16 protein-coding genes are annotated in these 19,085 nt (G+C 60.8%); 1 reads left to right on the forward strand and 15 read right to left on the reverse strand.

Features of this window, described 5'->3' with window-relative positions; translation table 11 throughout:
• Positions 1-41: 41 nt before the first annotated feature.
• A complete protein-coding gene (gene ileS, locus ACKFRX_RS08625) occupies positions 42-3,212 on the reverse strand; it encodes an isoleucine--tRNA ligase (RefSeq protein ID WP_200435446.1) in 3,171 nt (1,056 codons plus the stop codon).
• 288 nt (positions 3,213-3,500) lie between these two features.
• Here ileS and ACKFRX_RS08630 point away from each other — a divergent pair, with 288 nt between their 5' ends.
• Positions 3,501-4,502: an HNH endonuclease signature motif containing protein gene (locus ACKFRX_RS08630; RefSeq protein ID WP_408927665.1), complete on the forward strand. Its 1,002-nt coding sequence runs from the start codon at positions 3,501-3,503 to the stop codon at positions 4,500-4,502.
• 75 nt (positions 4,503-4,577) lie between these two features.
• Here ACKFRX_RS08630 and ACKFRX_RS08635 read toward each other — a convergent pair whose 3' ends face one another.
• From ACKFRX_RS08635 to murF, 14 genes are all read right to left on the reverse strand, one after another.
• Positions 4,578-4,799, reverse strand: coding sequence for a zinc-binding dehydrogenase (locus ACKFRX_RS08635; protein WP_179386713.1), 222 nt, complete (start codon positions 4,797-4,799; stop codon positions 4,578-4,580).
• Between the two features lie 101 nt (positions 4,800-4,900).
• Complete coding sequence (locus tag ACKFRX_RS08640) at positions 4,901-6,076, reverse strand: DivIVA domain-containing protein (RefSeq protein WP_200435443.1); 1,176 nt, start codon at positions 6,074-6,076, stop codon at positions 4,901-4,903.
• Positions 6,077-6,279: 203 nt separating this feature from the next.
• Positions 6,280-6,573, reverse strand: a complete 294-nt coding sequence (locus tag ACKFRX_RS08645; RefSeq protein ID WP_005324523.1) for a YggT family protein — start codon at positions 6,571-6,573, stop codon at positions 6,280-6,282.
• Between the two features lie 76 nt (positions 6,574-6,649).
• Positions 6,650-7,102, reverse strand: coding sequence for a cell division protein SepF (locus tag ACKFRX_RS08650; RefSeq protein WP_200435442.1), 453 nt, complete (start codon positions 7,100-7,102; stop codon positions 6,650-6,652).
• 104 nt (positions 7,103-7,206) lie between these two features.
• The gene (locus ACKFRX_RS08655) at positions 7,207-7,905 is read right to left on the reverse strand and encodes a YggS family pyridoxal phosphate-dependent enzyme (RefSeq protein WP_408927666.1); all 699 of its coding nucleotides are present in this window, start codon (positions 7,903-7,905) and stop codon (positions 7,207-7,209) included.
• On the reverse strand, positions 7,905-8,636 hold the full coding sequence (gene pgeF, locus ACKFRX_RS08660; RefSeq protein ID WP_408927667.1) for a peptidoglycan editing factor PgeF: 732 nt from the start codon (positions 8,634-8,636) through the stop codon (positions 7,905-7,907). The genes ACKFRX_RS08655 and pgeF overlap by 1 nt, the downstream gene beginning before the upstream one ends.
• Positions 8,637-8,660: 24 nt before the next feature.
• On the reverse strand, positions 8,661-9,980 hold the full coding sequence (ftsZ, locus tag ACKFRX_RS08665) for a cell division protein FtsZ (RefSeq protein WP_269953148.1): 1,320 nt from the start codon (positions 9,978-9,980) through the stop codon (positions 8,661-8,663).
• Positions 9,981-10,294: 314 nt separating this feature from the next.
• A complete protein-coding gene (locus ACKFRX_RS08670; RefSeq protein WP_198491694.1) occupies positions 10,295-10,966 on the reverse strand; it encodes a cell division protein FtsQ/DivIB in 672 nt (223 codons plus the stop codon).
• Positions 10,966-12,429, reverse strand: a complete 1,464-nt coding sequence (gene murC / locus ACKFRX_RS08675) for a UDP-N-acetylmuramate--L-alanine ligase (RefSeq protein WP_408927668.1) — start codon at positions 12,427-12,429, stop codon at positions 10,966-10,968. Before murC ends, ACKFRX_RS08670 begins: the two co-directional genes overlap by 1 nt.
• A complete protein-coding gene (murG, locus tag ACKFRX_RS08680; protein ID WP_005324514.1) occupies positions 12,430-13,530 on the reverse strand; it encodes an undecaprenyldiphospho-muramoylpentapeptide beta-N-acetylglucosaminyltransferase in 1,101 nt (366 codons plus the stop codon). It abuts the gene before it with no gap.
• A 23-nt stretch (positions 13,531-13,553) separates the two neighbouring features.
• Positions 13,554-14,954, reverse strand: coding sequence for an FtsW/RodA/SpoVE family cell cycle protein (locus ACKFRX_RS08685; RefSeq protein ID WP_239193619.1), 1,401 nt, complete (start codon positions 14,952-14,954; stop codon positions 13,554-13,556).
• A 29-nt stretch (positions 14,955-14,983) separates the two neighbouring features.
• Entirely contained in the window at positions 14,984-16,375 is a 1,392-nt protein-coding gene (gene murD, locus ACKFRX_RS08690; RefSeq protein WP_408927669.1) for a UDP-N-acetylmuramoyl-L-alanine--D-glutamate ligase, read from the reverse strand.
• Between the two features lie 42 nt (positions 16,376-16,417).
• Positions 16,418-17,524 (reverse strand): phospho-N-acetylmuramoyl-pentapeptide-transferase, encoded by a 1,107-nt coding sequence (gene mraY / locus ACKFRX_RS08695; protein ID WP_005328919.1) that lies wholly within the window; start codon positions 17,522-17,524, stop codon positions 16,418-16,420.
• Between the two features lie 30 nt (positions 17,525-17,554).
• Positions 17,555-19,084 carry a UDP-N-acetylmuramoyl-tripeptide--D-alanyl-D-alanine ligase gene (gene murF / locus ACKFRX_RS08700; protein WP_408927670.1) on the reverse strand — a complete coding sequence of 510 codons (1,530 nt, stop codon included), beginning with the start codon at positions 19,082-19,084 and terminating at the stop codon, positions 17,555-17,557.
• Position 19,085 lies beyond the last annotated feature (1 nt).

The following is a 19,085-nucleotide window of genomic DNA, read 5'->3' on the forward strand; positions in this document are numbered from 1 at the left end:
CGCTAAGGCTGGGCAATTACTTTTAGGTGGCGGCTAAGGCGCTACTGCTTAACGACGGTAGCCTTAACCCCCTTCACCACCTCGTGCACGTCCACACCATCGAGTGCCTCGGTGGTCACCTGGAAATCGGTGGCGAGCACTTCACCGGCGATGTGGTCGGCGTGACGCTCCGCCCAGGCCTTCTTCTCCTCTGGGACAGAGAGCACGGCCGCGATGCGGTCCGAGACCTCGAACCCAGAAGCCTTGCGGGCATCCTGCAGGCCACGGATAACGTCCGCCGCCCAGCCTTCGGCCTCGAGCTCTTCGGTCACCTCGGTATCGAGTACTACCAGGCCGTCGAGGCCTTCGATACGCGCGGTCGACTTCGGATTCGCTGCCTGCAGGCGCTCGGTGTACTCATCCGGGCCAAGCACGATATCGCCGTCCACTACAACCTCGTCGTCGCGGCGCTCGTAGTTGCCCGCCTTGAGGTTCTTGATGGCGCGCTGCACGTCCTTGCCCAAGCGCGGGCCGGCGACCTTCGCATTGCAGACAACCTGGAAGGTGCCTACCGAATCGACGTCGTCAGTAAGCTCAACTTCCTTGACATTGACCTCGTCGCGGATGATATCGGCGAAGTCCGCCAAGCGCTGCGCCCCATCGAGAGCCACCGTCAGCTTCGGCAGCGGCAAGCGGTTGCGCAGCTTATTGGACTTGCGCACCGAGGATGCAGCCGAAGCGACCGCGCGGGTCGCATCCATTGCAGACACCAGATCTGCATCGGACGGGTAGTCCGCAGCCTGCGGGTAATCCGCCAGGTGCACCGAACGCTCACCGGTCAGTCCACGGTAGATAACCTCTGCCACGTGCGGCAGCAGCGGTGCCACCACGCGAGTCACGGTCTCCAGCACGGTGTACAAGGTATTAAACGCCTCAGGATTGGCGTCCTCGCCCTCCCAGAAACGATCGCGCGAGCGACGGACGTACCAGTTGGTCAGGACGTCGGCGAACAGGCGCACTTCTTCGGTTGCCGTGGCGATATCGGTATCGGCAAGCGCCGCGTTGACATTGGCCACGACGTCGTGGGTCTTGGCCAAGATATAGCGGTCCAAAACATGCGTGGAGCTGGTGTCGAACTTTGCTTCCTTCTCTGCGTAGAGCTGCAGGAAGGTATAGGCATTCCAGATAGGCAAGATTGCCTGGCGCACGCCCTCGCGAATGCCCTGCTCGGTCACGATCAGGTTGCCTCCGCGCAGGATAGGCGAAGACATCAGGAACCAGCGCATGGCATCCGAACCATCACGATCAAAGACCTCGTTAACGTTCGGATAGTTGCCCTTGGACTTAGACATCTTAAGGCCATCGTTGCCCAGCACGATGCCATGGGCCACGACCTTCTTGTACGCCGGGCGATCAAAAAGCGCGGTGGACAGCGCGTGCATCACATAGAACCAACCACGCGTCTGACCGGAGTACTCCACGATGAAATCGGACGGCGAGTGGGTCTCAAACCATTCCTTATTCTCGAATGGGTAGTGCTTTTGCGCAAAGGGCATCGAGCCGGACTCAAACCAGCAATCCAGCACGTCTGGCACGCGGCGCATCATTGACTTACCGGTCGGATCATCCGGGTTCGGGCGCACCAACTCGTCGATATGCGGACGGTGCAGCGACTCCGGGCGGACTCCGAAATCGCGCTCCAGCTCATCCAAGGAGCCGTAGACATCCATGCGTGGATAGTTGTCATCATCGGACATCCACACCGGGATAGGCGCACCCCAGTAGCGGGTACGAGAGATATTCCAGTCGCGCGCACCCTCGAGCCACTTGCCAAACTGGCCATCTCGGATATGCTCCGGCAGCCACTCAATCTCCTTGTGGTTGAGCTCCACCATGCGATCGCGGAACTCGGTCACCTTCACAAACCAGGCCGGCAGCGCCATGTAGATAAGCGGCTCGCCCGAGCGCCACGAGTGCGGATAGGAGTGCTCGATGGTTACGTGGCGCACCACTCGCCCAGCAGCCTTCAGGTCCTTGATGATGTCCTTATTCGCATCAAAGACCAGCTGGCCCTCATACGGCGGAACCTGCGAGGTGAACTTACCGTCCTCATCCACCGGGATGACCAGCTCGATGTCGTACTGATTGGTGGTATTCATATCGTCTTCACCAAACGCAGGAGCCTGGTGAACCACACCGGTGCCGTCCTCTGTGGTGACGTAATCAGCGATCAAGACCTGGTAGGCATTGCGCAGATCCGGGAAGAAGCCGAAGATAGGCTCATAGGTAAAGCCCTCGAGTTGCGCGCCGGTAAACGTCTCCAGTACCTCGGCCTCCCCTAGTTCCTTCTCCAAGGTGGCCAGCAGGTTTTCCGCCATGATGAAGGTACGGCCGGCGAAATCACCCTCCGTAGCCTTAAAGAGCACGTAAGTAACCTCTGGATGAACCGCCAAGGCCTCGTTCGAAGGCAAGGTCCAGGGGGTGGTGGTCCAGGCGAGGAAGGAGGCGTCGGCAAGCGCAGGGTGCTCCGCCAACGTCTTTTCTGCCGCGCTTCCCTCGCGCGCGCCCTCCACTGGGAAGGTAACGGTCAGGGTCGGATCCTGGCGCATCTTATAGGAATCGTCCAGGCGGGTCTCCTGATTGGACAAAGAAGTGTGCTCCGCCCAAGAGTACGGAAGAACTCGGAAGCCCTTGTAGATAAGGCCCTTGTCATAAAGCTCCTTGAACGCCCACATGACCGATTCCATGTAGTTGATATCCATGGTCTTGTAGCCGTTGTCAAAGTCCACCCAGCGGGCCTGGCGGTTGACGTACTCTTCCCACTCGTCGGTGTACTCCAGCACGGACTTGGCGCAGTATTCATTGAACTTTTCCAAGCCCATGTCCTCGATCTGCGCCTTTTCAGTGATACCCAACTGCTTTTCCGCCTCCAGCTCAGCGGGCAGACCGTGGGTATCCCAGCCGAAGACACGAGGCACGTAATTGCCAGCCATGGTGCGATAGCGCGGGACGATATCCTTCACATAACCGGTCAGCAGGTGTCCATAGTGCGGCAAGCCGTTTGCGAATGGAGGGCCATCGTAGAAAATGTACTCTGGGCAGTCCTTGGTCTTTTCTAGCGAAGCCTGAAAGGTATCATCCTGCTTCCAGTACTTCTGGACTTCCTCTTCCATATCTGGGAAGCGGCTGGAGCCGCCGGTCATATCGACCTTGGGGTAAATTTTCTTCGCCATAACTATCCTTCACTCTTAACACGGTGCAGGGACGGGCCTTAAAGGCTCGCGGTACCACCCTGCTTGAGCCTAAAGGCTCCGCTTCGTTTCGGTGAAGGAGTTGACGGTCCCACCCGTTCAGTTCTACTGGGCCACACTGGCTGTTCTTCTGAATTACTCCCCGGTGATGGCCGGATCACTGCATGTAGGTCACAGTATAGCGCCCCAGAATCTTCGTGCACAATAAGTTATCCACAGGCGAAAAATTTTCCCTTGTGGGGGCTTGCGCGGGGAAATACATTGTGAGTCGTGAACGCGCTAGATGCTTACCTCGCAGCCATGGCACCCGGGATGGACATCGTCCTCGGGTGCGCAGGCATGTCCGAGGACGACCTCTGCGCGCGTGGCGCCGCTGAAAAGACGGCCCGCGAGTTGGCATTGCTCAAAGAGGCGTACTGCGGCACGACCAAGTTCACTAGGAAGCGTCGTCGTGCTATCGAAGGAGCTCAGCACAATGGGCATTCCATCGTAGCTTTATCCATCATTGAAAAGTATGCGCGCAAGATGCCCACGCTTTTCGACGCCTGGGTCCTCCGCGAACAGCTATGCACCACCAAGGCCACAGCAGCGGCATTAGAAAAGCTGGCGCAATCCAAGGTTCCGAAGAAAAAGCGCAAGGTAAAGCCTGGTGTACGCATCATCCGCCGCAAGGATGCGCCGTGGACGTTAGCTATCGACGGCTCGTCCTCGTTCATTGCAGACCTCCACGCGGCGGTGGAGAACCAGGATAAAAAGCCGCTGGATGTGGTGGAAGATACCTTCTTCGGCAGCGATACGGGGCAACGAAGCACGGTGGTAACCAATGTCATCGTGCGCTTGGAAGACTACGTGCGCATCGTCAACGGTGATGGCGAGGAAATCACCTTGCAGATGACCAACGGAGCAACGCTTACGGGAGCGCAGTATGTGCGCCGCACGTTAAAGGAGCATGGGCTCATTACCCTGGTGAGCCCCTATGAAGGCGCGGTGAACCTGTACCGCACGGAGCGCTTCGCCAATGCTAAGCAGCGGTTGATGGCGGGTGCGGAAAATCCGGTATGCCCATGGCCGCGGTGCGCTAAGCCTGCCGACGAATGCCAAATTCACCATTTGGAGCCGTGGTTGCACGGTGGATTGACCAATATCGCGAACTTATCCACAGCCTGCGCGTACCACAATGGCGCGAACGATGACGATCCCAATGCCCCGCCGCTGCGCGGGCGACTTGCCCGAACCAACGGACGGATTCGGTGGCAACCGCCCGATTGCTAGAGCCCGACTGCAGAATAAGGCGCCTCGTGCGCCTTATTGGCATGCCTGCAACCGAAAGCTTGGGGTCTCGCGGCGTTAGTCCTCGCGAAAGGCTGCGCGCACAGCCTCCCCCTCGGGGGATTCAGTTGACTTGGCTTTGTCGGCGCGATGTTTATGCGCCCAGTCCAGGATAAAGCACACGAGTCCGATGCCGGCGGCGGCAAAAACGATATACAACGACCAGTCGGCTCCCGAGATAACGAAGTTGACCAAGGCCACGAATGCCACGAGGGCGAGAACTAAAGCGGCAACGAGCACAGTGGTTCCTTTCGGTAGGAGCGGGCTAAAGCACGACGGTCTAAAACAACAATAGCGCCCCCGCCGCGGTGGCGGGGGCGCTAGAAAGAACGGGGCGCGGTTTAGTTGTTGCCAGCCTCGCCGTTCGGTGCTGCGGTGCCGCGGGTAGCCAGCTCTTCCAGCTGAGACTCCAGCAGGGTCTTCAGGCGGGTGCGGTACTCGCGCTCGAAGGTGCGCAGCTCGGAGATGCGAGCCTCCAGCGCGGTCTGCTGCTGCTTGACGGTGTTCATAACCTCGGTGTGCTTGCGCTCGGCATCGGCCTGCAGCGAAGCAGCCTTCTCCTCAGCCTGGCGGATTTGCGCCTCTGCGCGGGAGGAAGCATCAGACTCGGTCTGCTTTGCCTTAGCCTCAGCGTCAGATACCAGCTTCTTGGAGCGGGAATCTGCGTCCTGCAGCTGGGCGTCGTACTTCTTCTGGGCGTCGGCAAGCTGTGCCTTGGAGCGGGAATCTGCATCGGTCAGCTGCTTCTCGGCGGCGGTGCGCGCCTCGGACAGCATGGACTCGGACTCCGCACGAGCCTCGGAGGTCAGGCGGTCTGCCATCTCCTGTGCCAGACCCAGAACGCGGGCAGCCTGCATGTGGGTTTCCGGGGTAGCCAGGCCATCGGCGGTCTGTGCAACACCAGCGCCTGCGATACCCGCTGCCGCTGCACCAGCCTTGGAGGAACCAGCTGCGGAAGCGGACTTCTTCAGCTCGTCGTTTTCCTTCTTGGAAGCCTCGAGGTCCTTCTTTGCCTGGGCTGCCTCGGCGCGAGCTGCCTCGGCGTCCTTCTTGGCCTGAGCAGCCTCCTCGCGGGCTGCCTTCAGGTCTGCAGAAGAGGAAGCAGCAGCGGAGCCAGACGCCTGCGCCTTGGAAGCCTCAGCCTGGGCAGCCTTAACCTGCTCCTGTGCCTTCTTGGTCTCTTCCTTGGCACGGGAAACCTCGGACTTGGAGTCCGCCAGCTTGGTTTCGTACTCGGCGCGCAGCTTAGCCTCAATCTCCTTGCGCAGCGCAGCCTCATCGGTGCGGGTGGAAGCCGCAGTTGCGGTACCAGCAGCACCGGCGCCAGCACCCGCCTTGGCCTGGGAGTTCAAATCGCTAACCTGCGCCTGCAGGTCATCGTTCTCATCCTGCAACTGGGCAAGGGCGTCCTCTACGAGGTCGAGGAACTGATCCACCTCGTCTTCGTTGTAGCCGCGCTTGCCAATCGGCGGCTTGCTGAACGCGACGTTGTGAACATCAGCTGGTGACAGTGGCATGTCTTCTCTTCCCCTTCAGGTTGGTACAACCCCGGAGCTTCCAGGGCCTTAGGAGTGCGGTTCAGGTCTAACTAAACCTTCCCCACAAAGGTACATGTGGTTCATAATACGGGTTATCGCGATTTATCGTAACCAAACGCCCACAATAATCGACGCCCCGCCGAGTCTCAACGTTTACCACAGGTTTCGAGGCGACGGGGGTGCTACGTCAGAAAAATCATCTGCAAGATCATTGTGAGTATCGAGAGCAAGACGAACAGTACAAGCACCGATACATCAAGCGCTACGCCACCCATTTGCAGGGGCGGGATCAGGCGGCGCAACGCCTTGACCGGCGGGTCCGTAATCACAAACAGAGGCTCCGCTATAACCATAAACCAGCGTGGAGGGTTGAACTGCCGCGAGAAGGACTGGATCATCTCAATAATGATGCGGGCGATAAGCACCCACGTATAGATCCGCACGAGCAGGATAAGAATAATTCCGAGTTGTGTCACAATGACCGAGCCTATCGAATAAACCCCCGCAGGTGCCCAATCGGCACCCCACGGGGGCTAAATGAACCGTGCTGCTTTAGCGCAGGCCTGCGGCACGCTCGAGCTCGTGCTTTGCAATGTCCGCAGACTTAGGCACGATGGAAAAGACCTTGCGCTCAGTGTCCATGCCCTTGGTGAGGTTGAGCATACGACCCTCCAGGCCGAAGCAGAGGCCGGCAGCGAAGTCGATGAAGCGCTTGGCGGTGGCTTTTTCGGCGTCAGTCAACTCGAAGACAACGGCATCGCCATCGCGGAAGGGCTCGCCTACCTTGGCGGCGTCATTGAAAGACGTCAGCGAGATGGCCACGATGGTCGGAACGAACTCCTCTTGCACTGGGGCCGGCTCATAGGACTGCTGGGCGCGGCGAGGCGCGTAGGCCGAGGAGCTATTTTCGGAGTAACGCGGCTCCTCGTTGTAGTAGGCATCGTCCTCTTCGATGTCCACCGGGCCCAGCCCGAAGAAATCCTTCGTCTTATCAATGAATGACATTTTTGGGTCTCCCTCTGACCTAAATTTGTACAAGTCTAAACGCGTAAAATGTGTCTGGTGTGACTCATGTGATTTACGCCGTGAAATGCGCTTTTGCGATGTTTTTAACCTACTGGCCGCGGCCCCATGATACTGGTTCCGACACGCACGATATCACTGCCCGCAGCAATTGCCTCGGCCATGTCCGCACTCATGCCAGCAGACATTTTCAGCGGTCGATCGAGCTCAGACGATAAGCGATCTACCTCTCCGCGGACGTTTCGGAATACCTCACCAGCATTGGCATCAAGAGGCGGAACTACCATGAGTCCGGCAAGTTCTAGATGCTGCGCGTCTTCTACGGCACGCACGACCTCATCGAGTGCGTCTGGAGTTACACCACCACGAGCACCATCGCCGTCGGCGGAGACTTGGATGAAGACTGGCAGATTACCTTCGCGCTCGCCTCGGTCCTTGGCTAAGGAAACTCCCCGCTCCAGCGCGTGGGCGAGCTTGAGGGAATCAAGCGAATGCACGCTGGCCGCCCATCGGGCTACATGGTTGGCCTTCTTGGTTTGGATTTGGCCAATCATGTGGAAACGCAGCTGCGGCAGCTCAGCGGCCTTGGCACGGGCCTCTTGTTCCCGGTTTTCGGCGACGTCGGTAACTCCTAGATCTGCCAGCAGAGAAATATCCGCAGCTGGGTGAAATTTCGTTACGGGTAACAGCTGGGGTGGTTTTCGCCCTGACTGCGCTGCTAGCCGTTCAATCTCGGCGCGGGTGGCCGCTAAATTTTCTTGTAGCTGTGCCTTTCGGTCTGACATTACTTAGCCTCCAACCAAATTAGTCCAGCCTGGCGGCCGGTGGTTCCTTCGCGCCGATAGGAAAAGAAGTCTTCGTCTTCAATGGTGCAGCGCGGGTCGGATTCAATCGCGGTGATACCTAGCCCCATGAGCTGGCGAATCAGCCCTGCGCGCACATCGATGCCCCACGTGCCCTTCGACGTCCGAGTCTTGGAGCCGGGCAAGCGACGCTCGACGTCAGTGGCCATTTCCTCGGGCACTTCATAATTCTTTCCCGAAGCAGCCGGCCCCATAACCACCTGAATGCGCTCGGGCTGTGCGCCAAGCTTCTGCATTTCGCGCACGGTATTGACCACAATGCCGTTGCGGGCGCCCAAGCGGCCGGCGTGGGCGGCAGCAATGACGCCAGCGGCGACGTCGACAAGCAGCACCGGCGTGCAATCCGCAACGAGAACGCCTAGCCCGAGGCGTCGCTGGGTGGTGACAATTGCGTCTGTGGCTGCCACGGGCTCGTCCTGTGGACCATCGACGACGGTGACGGTATTGGTGTGAAGCTGCTCCATCCACACGATGTCGTCCAGACCGGTCACGCGCTTCAGGCGCTCGCGATTAGCGGCAACCGCGGCGGGGTCATCGCCGACGTGGTGCCCCAAGTTGAAGGAGTCGTATGGAATAGCAGACGCCCCGCCAGCACGGCTAGTAAAAACCATGCGGACGGGGCGTGTGGTGCGATGTTCCTCGTTTACTGGCATGCACACCAGCGTAGCGCTTTGCGCTTAGCGCATGAAGGAAGGCACGTCCAGATCGTCGTCGCCGTCATCGTCACGACGCTGCGACGGGCGGGACAAACGGTAGTCATCGCGGCGCTCCTCGCGGGAGAAACGGTCAGAGTTGGTGAACAGACCGCTAGATTCTGGGCGACGCTCCTCGGCAGGGCGCTGCGGGGTGTAGCGCTCTCGCTCCTGGCCGGCGCGCGGCTCGTAGGAGTGGCGCGGGGAGTAGTCATCCTGTGCCGGCTGAGCGGCAGCAGGCTGCGCCGGTGCCGGGGTGACCGGCTCTGCGGTCTCGCGCTGGCGATTGTCAAAAAGGGAGCCGGGCTTGCGCTGTTCCTGCTGCGGCTGCTGCTGCGCAGCGGCCTGGGTCATATTGGCCTCGGCATCGAAGCCGGTGGCGATGATGGTGATGCGGATTTCATCGCCCAGGGTGTCGTCGATGATGGTACCGAAGATGAGGTTGACGTCTTCGTCAGCGCGCTCTTCCACCATGGAGGCAGCGGCGTTTACTTCGTGCAGGCCAAGATCGGAGCCGCCGGCGATGGACAGCAGCACGCCCTTGGCGCCTTCCATCGTGGATTCCAACAGCGGGGAGTTAATGGCTTGCTCAGCAGCGGTCATGGCGCGGTTATCACCGCGGGCGGAACCGATACCCATGAGCGCGGAGCCAGCGTCAGACATGACGGAGCGAACGTCCGCAAAGTCGACGTTGATCATGCCCGGGATGGTGATCAGGTTGGTAATACCCTGCACACCATTGTGCAGCACCTCATCGGCAGCGCGGAAAGCCTCAACGATGGAAAGCTCTTCCCCACCGAGCTGCATCAGGCGATCGTTCGGGATGACGATGAGGGTATCGCAGACCTCGCGCAGCTCCTCAATACCGGCCATGGCCTGGCGGGTACGGCGAGCGCCTTCGAACTTAAACGGGCGGGTGACAACACCGACGGTCAGCGCACCCATTTTCTTCGCGATAGACGCCACAACTGGAGCAGCACCGGTGCCGGTGCCGCCACCCTCGCCGGCAGTCACGAAGACCATATCGGAGCCCTCGAGGGCGTCTTCAATTTCGGACTTGTGGTCTTCTGCGGAGGTCTTGCCTACCTCAGGGTTAGCGCCGGCACCGAGGCCGCGGGTGGCCTCACGGCCAATGTCGAGCTTGGTATCTGCGTCAGAGAAGATGAGGGCCTGGGAGTCCGTGTTGATGGCGACGAACTGCACGCCCTTGAGGCCTTCTTCGATCATGCGGTTCACGGCGTTGACGCCGCCACCGCCGACGCCGACGACCTTGATATCCGCGAGATTGTTATTGGAAGAGATCATGTGAGTTGGTCTCACCTTTCGCTACTTTAAGTCTGCACGTGCATTAAACGAGGAATGTAATGCGGTCCGCCGAGGGCGAATCGCGTTCCTTTCCATCTTTAACGACAGCGGTGTAATTTTCACGCACATTTTCCGCGTGTCGAGACCCTCAAGTTCCACTTTAGGGTTTCTCACCTGCGGTTTTATAAATCACATCCGTATCATCCGCCCCATGGTTCAGGCACTGAAATGGGCCCGTGCAGCGCACACGCCTAAGCGGTGCTGCACGGGCCCACAAGAGCGATAAAGGCACCTACGGGGGCACCCGTCGCGCCCTATCCGCGGGTGGTGACCAACTCAGGGTTGGAAATATTCCACTCGCGGCCTTCCATCTTCAACACTGTGGCAAAGGCATGCGCCTTGTCCTCATCGTTAGAATCGCTGGCACCCCAGAAGACGCGCCGGTCGTCTTTAGTGGTGAAAGTCAGCGAGTATTCGCCAGCAACTTCGAGTTTTGCTACCTGGTTGCGGACGTCGTCGGAAAGCGCTGCAATCGCACGCACCGCATCCTGGGTTTGCGGGGAGCCGCTATCGACGGAGCCCGTCACCTCAACCGCGCCCGCGGGAGGCTCAGCGGAGGTAAATTCCTCGCCTTTATCATCGATCAGGTAGGGCTTATTATCGCGCTTTACAAAGGCCACGGCCTTGTGCTCGGCCACATTGATGGTCAAGGTCGAAGGGAAATCGCGAGAGACTGTCACCGAATCGACCCAGTCCAATCCAGCAACGCCGGAAGCTGCCTCACGCGCATTAACGCGTAGCAAATTTTCGCCCTTGGGAACCCCAGAGGCTTCCTCCACCTGCGCGGGATCGAGCTGGTGGACACCTTCGACGTGAAAATTGCGTACCTTCAGGACGGGAACCGTCCACATCACGGCGGCCGCTATGACGGCCACGGCGACAATTGCGGCGATGACCCCAGCGATGAGCTTTGCGGAGACGCGCACTAGCTTGCCCGCAATTCATCGAGGATTTCCGCTGCCACCATGGTTACCGAGCCAGCACCGATGGTCAGCACCACATCGCCTGGCTCCACCACCGACACGACGTCGCGGGCAGCGGCGGAGAAATCCGGCTCGAAGATGACCTGCATATCAGCGGGCATCTTATCGGTAATGATGCGGGAGGTAATTCCCTCCACGGGCTGCTCGCGAGCGCCGTAGATGTCGAGTACCACGGCGGCGTCGGCAAGCGAGAGTGCCTGGGCAAACTCGGCGTCGAATTCCATGGTGCGCGAGTACAGGTGCGGCTGGAAACACGCAATGACGCGGCCGCCGTGGCCTTCCGCCTCGACCTTGGCGCGCGCGGCCCGTAGCACTGCCGCAACCTCGGTGGGATGGTGCGCATAATCATCAAAGACGCGCACGGGTTTGCCCTGCTTGTCGACGCTCCCCCGGTACTCAAAGCGCTGCCGCACGCCGCTAAAGTCAGCCAATCCCTCGGCGATGGCGGCCGGGGTGCCGCCGGAGAGCACGCCGGCGATCAAGGCACCCATGGAATTGAGCACCATGTGGTGGCCTGGAATTTGCAGCTCGTAGCGCACGGTTTCAGAAACGCCAGGAAGGTCGAGCTTGACGGTGGTGTCCATGCCTTCCGCGGTGGTCTCTTCGCGCACCAGCTCAGCGGCCAACGGCACGGTAGAGGTAAAAGACTTCTCCGGCGAGCCGTAGGCCACGACGTTGATGCCGCGCTCCAGCGCCCGCTCACCAGCCCGGGCAGCGTGCTCGTCTTCGGCGCAGACAACGAGGTAGCCGGTCTCCGGGGTGACCAAGTCAGCAAAGTCATCAAAGACTTGGAAGTAGGCTTCCTCGCTGTGGAAGAAATCGAGGTGATCAGGCTCGATAGTCGTGAGCACCGCGACGTCCGGGCTATAGCGCAGCAGCGAGGCATCGGATTCATCGGCCTCGGCGACGAAAGCTTCCCCAGTGCCACCGTGGGCATTGGTGCCCGCGCGGTTGAGCTGGCCGCCGATGGCGAAGGAGGGATCAAGACCCGCGTGTTGCATCGCGCTCACGGTCATCGACGTGGTGGAGGTTTTGCCATGGGTGCCAGCCAGCAGCACCTGCTTGTGGCCTTCCATCAAGGCGGCGAGCAGATCGGAGCGGCGAATTACCGGGATATCGTTATCCTTTGCGGCCACTAGCTCCGGGTTGTCTTGGGGAATGGCGGCAAAAGAAGTAACCACGACGGTGGGCAGTTCGCCAGACAGTCGCAGGTTTTCTGCGGCGTGGCCGATGGCGACCTTGGCACCCATGGTGCGCAACACCTCAACCGGGGTGGAGTCTTTGACATCGGAACCTGTGACCACTCCGCCGCGAGCGGCGAGGATTCGCGCGAGCCCCGACATGCCGGAACCACCAATGCCAATGAGGTGGACGCGGCGCAGATCGTAGTGTGCGGGATCGGTCATTTACTTGTCCTTCCTTCCAGCGGCGTCTTCGGCCTCGGATACGCGGGCGGCGATGCGGTCTGCGATGGTATTGGCCACGTCCCCAGCGCTGGCATGGGCGGCGGCGTGCGTCATCGACTCGAGGCGTTGCGGGTCATCGAGAATGCCGCGCACCTCGGAGATGAGTCGCTCTGCGGTCAGCTCCGCGTCCGGGATCTGGATGGCGGCGCCTGCCTCGACCACGTCGCGGGAATTGAGCGCCTGTTCGCCATTGCCGTGCGGCAGCGGAACGTAGATGGCCGGCAGGCCTGCGGCGGATACTTCGGCGACGGTCATCGCGCCGGAGCGGCACACGACGAGGTCAGCCACCGCAAGGGCGGAGCCCATGTCCTCGATATACGGCAGTGCGGCGTAGTTCGGGTGTTCTGCGGGCGGGTCATTCTTCTTGCCGTAGGCGTGCAGAAGCTGGAAGTCCTGTGCCAAGTCCTCTACCGCTCCGGCAACAGCGCGGTTGATGCTGGCCGCGCCTTGGGACCCGCCGGTGATAAGAATGGTGGGAAGCTCGGACAGGTTCCACTTGGTGCGCGCGTCTGCGGCCAGGTTGCCATTCGGGTCCTCCGCCAAGCTCGGGCGAACGGGGATGCCGACGACCTCGCCCGGCATGCCGGAATCTGGGTGTGCGTTGAGTCCGATGCCGCCCATTTTCACGCCGAGCTTATTGGCCATTCCAGCCAAAGCATTGGTCTCGAGAACATAAAACGGGATGCCGAGGGATCGCGCAGCGATATAGGCCGGCCCGGCCACGTAGCCGCCGGTGCCAAAGACGACATCCGCCTCGACGTCTTTGAGTACCTGCTTGGCCTCCCCCACCGCGCGGGAGAGGTTGAACGGTAGCTTGAAGAGCTGCGCGTTGACCTTGCGCGGGATTGGCACGGGGGTAATCAGGCTAAGGTCCACGCCGCGGGCGGGAATGATATCGCGCTCGAGGCCCTTTTCGGTACCGAGAGCGGTGATGCGTGCGCCGTGGCGCTCGCGCAAAGCTTCGCCCACGGCGAGGGCGGGTTCAATGTGTCCGGCGGTGCCGCCACCTGCGATGACGACGGAAATAGGCGTGGAATTCATAGCCTAAAGGCTACCAGCGCCACCTAGCGATAGCGGCGCTCGGCGCGCGGATAGCGCCGGCCGCTTCCGGTCACGGGGCGGCCAAAGCGCTCCTCGCGCACGCGGGATCGCGGCTCCTGCGGACGGGCGTGACGGCCCTGCTGCTTCTTCTTCGGCTTCGGCACTGGCTGCGGCTCGCCGATGAACAAGAGGCGGTCGAACAGCGGGCGGCCGAAGTTCTGCATGGCAGAAATTTGCATCGGCTCGTGACGCGCCACGTTGCACAGGATGCCCATCGAGCCAATCGTGATGATCGCCGCGGTACCGCCGGCAGAAATCATGGGCAGCTGAATACCGGTCACCGGCAGCAGGCCAATGACGTAGCCAATATTCACAAAGGCCTGGGTGACCACACCGATGGTCAACGTTGCGGCCAGCAGGGACTGGAACTGGTTCTGTGCGCGCATCGCGGTGCGCAAGCCCACATAGCCCAGTGCGGCGAATAGCACGATGACGAGCGCACCGCCCCACCAGCCGAGTTCCTCACCCACGATGGCGAAAATAAAGTCATTTTTCGCCTCGGGCAGGTAGAACCACTTGGCACGAGATTGGCCGATGCCAACGCCCCAGAAGCCGCCGTCGGCAAGCGAGAGAAAGCCCTGATAGGACTGGAAACCCGTACCTTGAGTATCGGAGATATTGCCTACGAGGGCATCGAAATAGGTGTGGAAGCGGTTGGACCGGAAGCCGCCAGAAAGGAAGATAAACAGCAAACCACACACTGCTGCGACGCCGATGGTCGCCGGAACGCGCCAGTCGACACCCGCGAAAATCAGGGTGAAGACAACCACGAGGGCCAAGGACAAAGCCATACCGAAGTCGCCCTGAAGGACGATGAGCAAGAACATAACGCCGGCAATGAGGGAGTACATCATGAAGGGATCCGTCACCTTCATGGATTTGTGCTCCTTATCCGCCAATACGGTCGCACCAAACATGCCTACGGCGACGCGGGCAAGCTCCGAGGGCTGCAGGGAGAACGGTCCCAAGTAAATCCAGGACTGGGAACCTACCTCCTCGCGGCCGGTGCCCACGCCGGGGATCAGCACGGCGATGAGCAAAATGATGGACAAGCCCACAATCCACGGCACGCATTTGCGCAGGGTATGCGGCGACACCTTGAGGCCAAACCAAAAGGCAACGAGGCCCAAGAACACCATCACGCACTGGCGCAATGCCTGGTTCCATACGCCGCCGTCTTCTGTCAAAGAGGTGGCCATGGAGGAGGAAAAGACCATGAGCACGCCGATGCCGACGAGGAAAAAGATGATAAAGCGCAGCAGCTGGTAATCAAGGCCTGCTTCCTGTCGGGCTCGCTCGCGCAGCTCGCGAACGCGGTCGCCAAAACTCTTGGAGCGCGGGCGCTGCTGGGAGGTGGCCGTCATGTGTTCTCCTGATCCTTAAATCTATAGCTCTAGTTGCGGGTAAGCTCCCGCGCGGCCGCGGCGAATACATCACCGCGTTGAGCCATGCCGGTATACATGTCTAACGATGCCGCAGCCGGCGCCAAAAGAACGGTATCCCCGGCGTCGGCGTGTTGCAGTGCAGCCTCCACCGCAGCATTCATGGCTGCGAAAGGCTCCTGCGTTTCGATGACGTCCACCGGGGCATGCGGCGCGTGCGCGGCGAGTGCCCGGGCCACCTCTTCCCTATCCACGCCTAGGACTACCGCGGCTTTGATGTGGGCGGCGTGCTTGGCGACGAGCCCGTCTACCTCCGCGCCCTTCAACTGCCCGCCGGCAATCCAGATCACGGAATTGAGCCCCTTGAGCGCCGCATCCGCCGCGTGCGGGTTGGTGGCCTTGGAATTATCGATGAAGGTGATGCCGGAATGCTCATGAACCACAGCGCCGCGGTGCCCGGCGACGGTATATGCGGCCAGCCCCTGCGCAATGGACTCCGGGGTGGCGCCTGCCAGACGCGCGACGCTGGCTGCGGCCGCAGCGTCGAGGACTCCTGCCAGGCCGGCGGGCTCAATGCCCTCTGCGGACGCGAGATCCTCGCGCTGCTCGTTAAGCCGCGAAACAAGGCGGCCGGCACTTACGCCCACCTCTCCCTGTGTGGGTTCAGCGGCGGTAAAGCCGTAGAGGTCTGTGGTATCCGCGGCGTAGTGGACCGCCTCGGCGTCATCCTTGCCCACCACTGCGACTTCACCGGAGAGCACCTTGGCCTTTGCGCGGGCATAGGCATCGAATGATCCGTGCCAATCTAGGTGATCATCTGCCAGGTTCAGCAACACGCCCACATCCGGGCGCAAGTGGCTGGACCAATGCAGCTGGAAAGAAGATAGTTCGGCGCAGAGAACGTCGACGCGAGGGGTGGCCGTGAGGGCGTCGAAAAGCGAAACGCCGATATTACCCACCGCCAGTGCGCGGTTGCCGGTGCGCTTGGCATCAGCCTGCATGATCTGGGCCAACATGCCGGTAGTGGTGGTCTTGCCGTTGGTTCCGGTAACTACCAGCCAGGTACGCGGCGCGCCGAAGACGCCCGCACGATCCAGGCGGTAGGCCAGCTCCACGTCGCCGATGACCTCTACCCCAGCGTCCTGGAAAGCAACCAACAAAGGCGAATCGGGACGCCAGCCCGGCGAAGTAACCACAAGGTCAAAATCGCCCTGGGCGGCAGAATCGACGGAGACGGTTGCTACCCCGAATTCCTCCGCCAATTCCGCCAGCGCGGTCTCGTTGGAATCTGCCACGGTGGTATCCACCCCGAGGCTTGCCAGCATAGCGACGCAACCGCGCCCTGATACTCCCGCCCCGGCCACGAGCACTCGCCCGCGCAACGAGGATGGCAACTCGGTCATCTCTATTCCTCTTTCCTCGATAAAGCTAAAAAGGCGTGAGTCTTAGGAAGCAAAGCCGACGGCGGACAGCCAGTCGCCGTAGAAGATGCATACGCCGGCAATGGCGGCCATGGCGCTCAACAGCCAGAAGCGGGTGACCACGGCGGTCTCAGCCCAGCCACCATTTTCAAAGTGGTGGTGGATGGGCGCCATGCGGAAGAAGCGCTTTCCGGTGCTGCGGAAGACGATGATCTGGATGACGACGGAGACCGTCTCAATCACGAAGATGGCGCCGATGATGATCATGAGCAGTTCGGTGCGAGTCGTCACCGAGAGGCCGGCGACGAGGCCGCCGAGCGCAAGCGAACCGGTATCGCCCATGAAGATCTTTGCCGGTGCAGCATTCCACCACAAAAAGCCCAAGCAACCGCCCAGGCCGGCTGCAGCCAGCACGGCCAAGTCGAGCGGATCGCGAACCTCATAGCACCCTGCTGCAGGCGAGACGGCGCAAGAGTTGCGGAATTGCCAGAAGGAAATCAGTGCATAGGCACCCATCACCATCGCGGTGGTGCCTGCGGCCAAGCCGTCGAGGCCGTCGGTGAGGTTCACGGCGTTCGACCACGCAGCAATGAGTAGATAGAGAAAGACAAGGAAGACAATGGTGCCGATGATGGCGCCGCCCACGGCGATGTCGAAAGTTTCAAAATCGCGAACGAAGGAAAGGTTGGTAGACGCTGGGGTCAATCCGTGCTCGTCTGGGAACTGCAGCGCCAGGATGCCGAAAATCAGCGCCACGGCCAGCTGACCTACCAGCTTGGCGGTCTTGTTCAGGCCGAGGTTGCGCTTTTTGAACAGCTTGATGAAGTCATCGGCAAAGCCCAACCCGCCAAGGCCCATCGTGAGGAAATAGACCAAGAGACCGGAGGGGCTAAAACCACCGTTACCGGTCACGCGGGCATAAATTCCCACCACGAGATAAGCCACGGTGATGGCCAGCAAAATCGCCAGTCCGCCCATGGTGGGGGTGCCGCGCTTGCGCAGGTGCAGCTGCGGTCCGTCCTCGCGAATTTCTTGTCCCTTGCCTACCCCGGAAAAGTAGCGGACCAACATGGGAGTGGTAAAGATCGCGACGAGGAAGCTGAGGATGCCCGCGATAATGATCTGAGTCATTGCTAGAGGTCTTTCTCCTTGTACTGAGGACTAACGGCGATTGAGCCGTTCTGCCACGCGCCACAGGCGCTGGGCATTCGACGACTTGATGAGGACTACATCTTTGGCCTCGCGCCCGGTCCAATCTTCGATGCCGGCAGGCGCTACCCTGATGATGCCTTCGACCGCCGCCGCAGCGGCGTCAACATCCGGGCTGATAGTAGTATTTATACCCCGCGCCTGTGCGGCCTCAACCATGGCCCTCATATTATCGTTGTCTCCCACGGCCACGAGGTGGTCAACATGGTACTTGGAAAGCACCTCTCCCAATGCGCGGTGGGCGGCCACTGCTTCTCCGCCGAGCTCGCCCATCTCACCGAGCACGGCGATGGCGCGGGCATCCGGTCGGGCGGCCGAGGTATAGGCCAGCGCAGCAATGGCCGCGTGCATGGAATCGGGGTTGGCGTTATAGGAATCATCGATGGTGGTTACTCCATCGCGGCGGGTACGCACGTCCATGCGGTGTTCCGAGGCATTCTGGTGCCCGGATAGCGCGTTGGCTACCACCTGCGGGTCCATGCCCGATTCGATGGCCGCGGCGGCCGCTGCCAAAGCGTTAGAAACCTGGTGCTTGCCAAAGACCTGCAGCTTCACCGGAAGTGGGTCCGTTCCCGGCGCATGCAGCACAAACGAGGGGCGGGCGACGTCATCGAGCTGGATATCGCTGGCGTAGTACTGGGCGTCGGAAGCCGGCGGCTTATTGGCCGAGTAGTAGACGACCTTGGCTGAGGTGCGCGGTGCCATGCCCGCGACGAAGGGATCATCGGCATTGAGCACGGCGACGCCGCCCTCAGCGGCCGAGGGCAAGGCTTCCACGAGCTCGCCTTTGGCCTGGGCAATATTCTCGCGGGAGCCAAACTCACCCAAGTGTGCGGTACCAACATTGAGTACCACGCCGACGGTGGGCGCGGTGATGGTGGTCAGATGGCGGATATGACCGATGCCGCGGGCAGACATTTCGGCAACCAGGAAACGGGTGTGCTCATCGCAGCGCAGAGCGGTATACGGCAAGCCGACCTCGTTATTAAAGGAGCCGGGAGGAGCGACGGTGTCACCCTCAGCGCGGAAAATCGTGGCCAGTAGGTCCTTGGTGGAGGTCTTACCAGCCGAGCCAGTCACGCCGACAATGTCTAGGCCCTGCTCGGCGGTCAGGCGGCGGGTGACCTCCCGCGCAATATCGGATAGCGCCTGCACCACCGCGGCGGCCGAGCCGTCCTCGTCGTGGGCATAGATATCCGCGTTGGCGGCATCACCGGTAACGCGGCCTTGGGGCTTGACGACGACCGCCGGAACCCCCACCGGCCGCGCCGCCAGCACCGCCACTGCGCCCTGCTCGATGGCTTTTTCTGCATAATCGTGGCCATCCACACGGGCCCCGGGCAGGGCAAGGAAGAGCCCGCCCTTAGTTACCTTGCGGGAATCGAATTCGATGAACCCGGTAACGCGCTGTTCTGGGTCAGACACACAGTCGAGGCTGCCCCCAGTAATTTCGGCAATATCGGCAATAGAAAGTGGAATCATG

This window comes from Corynebacterium tuberculostearicum, assembly GCF_046097465.1.
Taxonomy (GTDB): Bacteria; Actinomycetota; Actinomycetes; order Mycobacteriales; family Mycobacteriaceae; genus Corynebacterium; species Corynebacterium tuberculostearicum_I.

Excerpts from the sequence above, each read along its gene's own strand:
- ileS (WP_200435446.1), bottom strand. The coding sequence starts at position 3,212 with ATGGCGAAGAAAATTTACCCCAAGGTCGATATGACCGGCGGCTCCAGC.
- ACKFRX_RS08640 (WP_200435443.1), bottom strand. The coding sequence starts at position 6,076 with ATGCCACTGTCACCAGCTGATGTTCACAACGTCGCGTTCAGCAAGCCG.
- ACKFRX_RS08650 (WP_200435442.1), bottom strand. The coding sequence starts at position 7,102 with ATGTCATTCATTGATAAGACGAAGGATTTCTTCGGGCTGGGCCCGGTG.
- ACKFRX_RS08655 (WP_408927666.1), bottom strand. The coding sequence starts at position 7,905 with ATGTCAGACCGAAAGGCACAGCTACAAGAAAATTTAGCGGCCACCCGC.
- pgeF (WP_408927667.1), bottom strand. The coding sequence starts at position 8,636 with ATGCCAGTAAACGAGGAACATCGCACCACACGCCCCGTCCGCATGGTT.
- ftsZ (WP_269953148.1), bottom strand. The coding sequence starts at position 9,980 with ATGATCTCTTCCAATAACAATCTCGCGGATATCAAGGTCGTCGGCGTC.
- murC (WP_408927668.1), bottom strand. The coding sequence starts at position 12,429 with ATGACCGATCCCGCACACTACGATCTGCGCCGCGTCCACCTCATTGGC.
- murG (WP_005324514.1), bottom strand. The coding sequence starts at position 13,530 with ATGAATTCCACGCCTATTTCCGTCGTCATCGCAGGTGGCGGCACCGCC.
- ACKFRX_RS08685 (WP_239193619.1), bottom strand. The coding sequence starts at position 14,954 with ATGACGGCCACCTCCCAGCAGCGCCCGCGCTCCAAGAGTTTTGGCGAC.
- murD (WP_408927669.1), bottom strand. The coding sequence starts at position 16,375 with ATGACCGAGTTGCCATCCTCGTTGCGCGGGCGAGTGCTCGTGGCCGGG.
- mraY (WP_005328919.1), bottom strand. The coding sequence starts at position 17,524 with ATGACTCAGATCATTATCGCGGGCATCCTCAGCTTCCTCGTCGCGATC.
- murF (WP_408927670.1), bottom strand. The coding sequence starts at position 19,084 with ATGATTCCACTTTCTATTGCCGATATTGCCGAAATTACTGGGGGCAGC.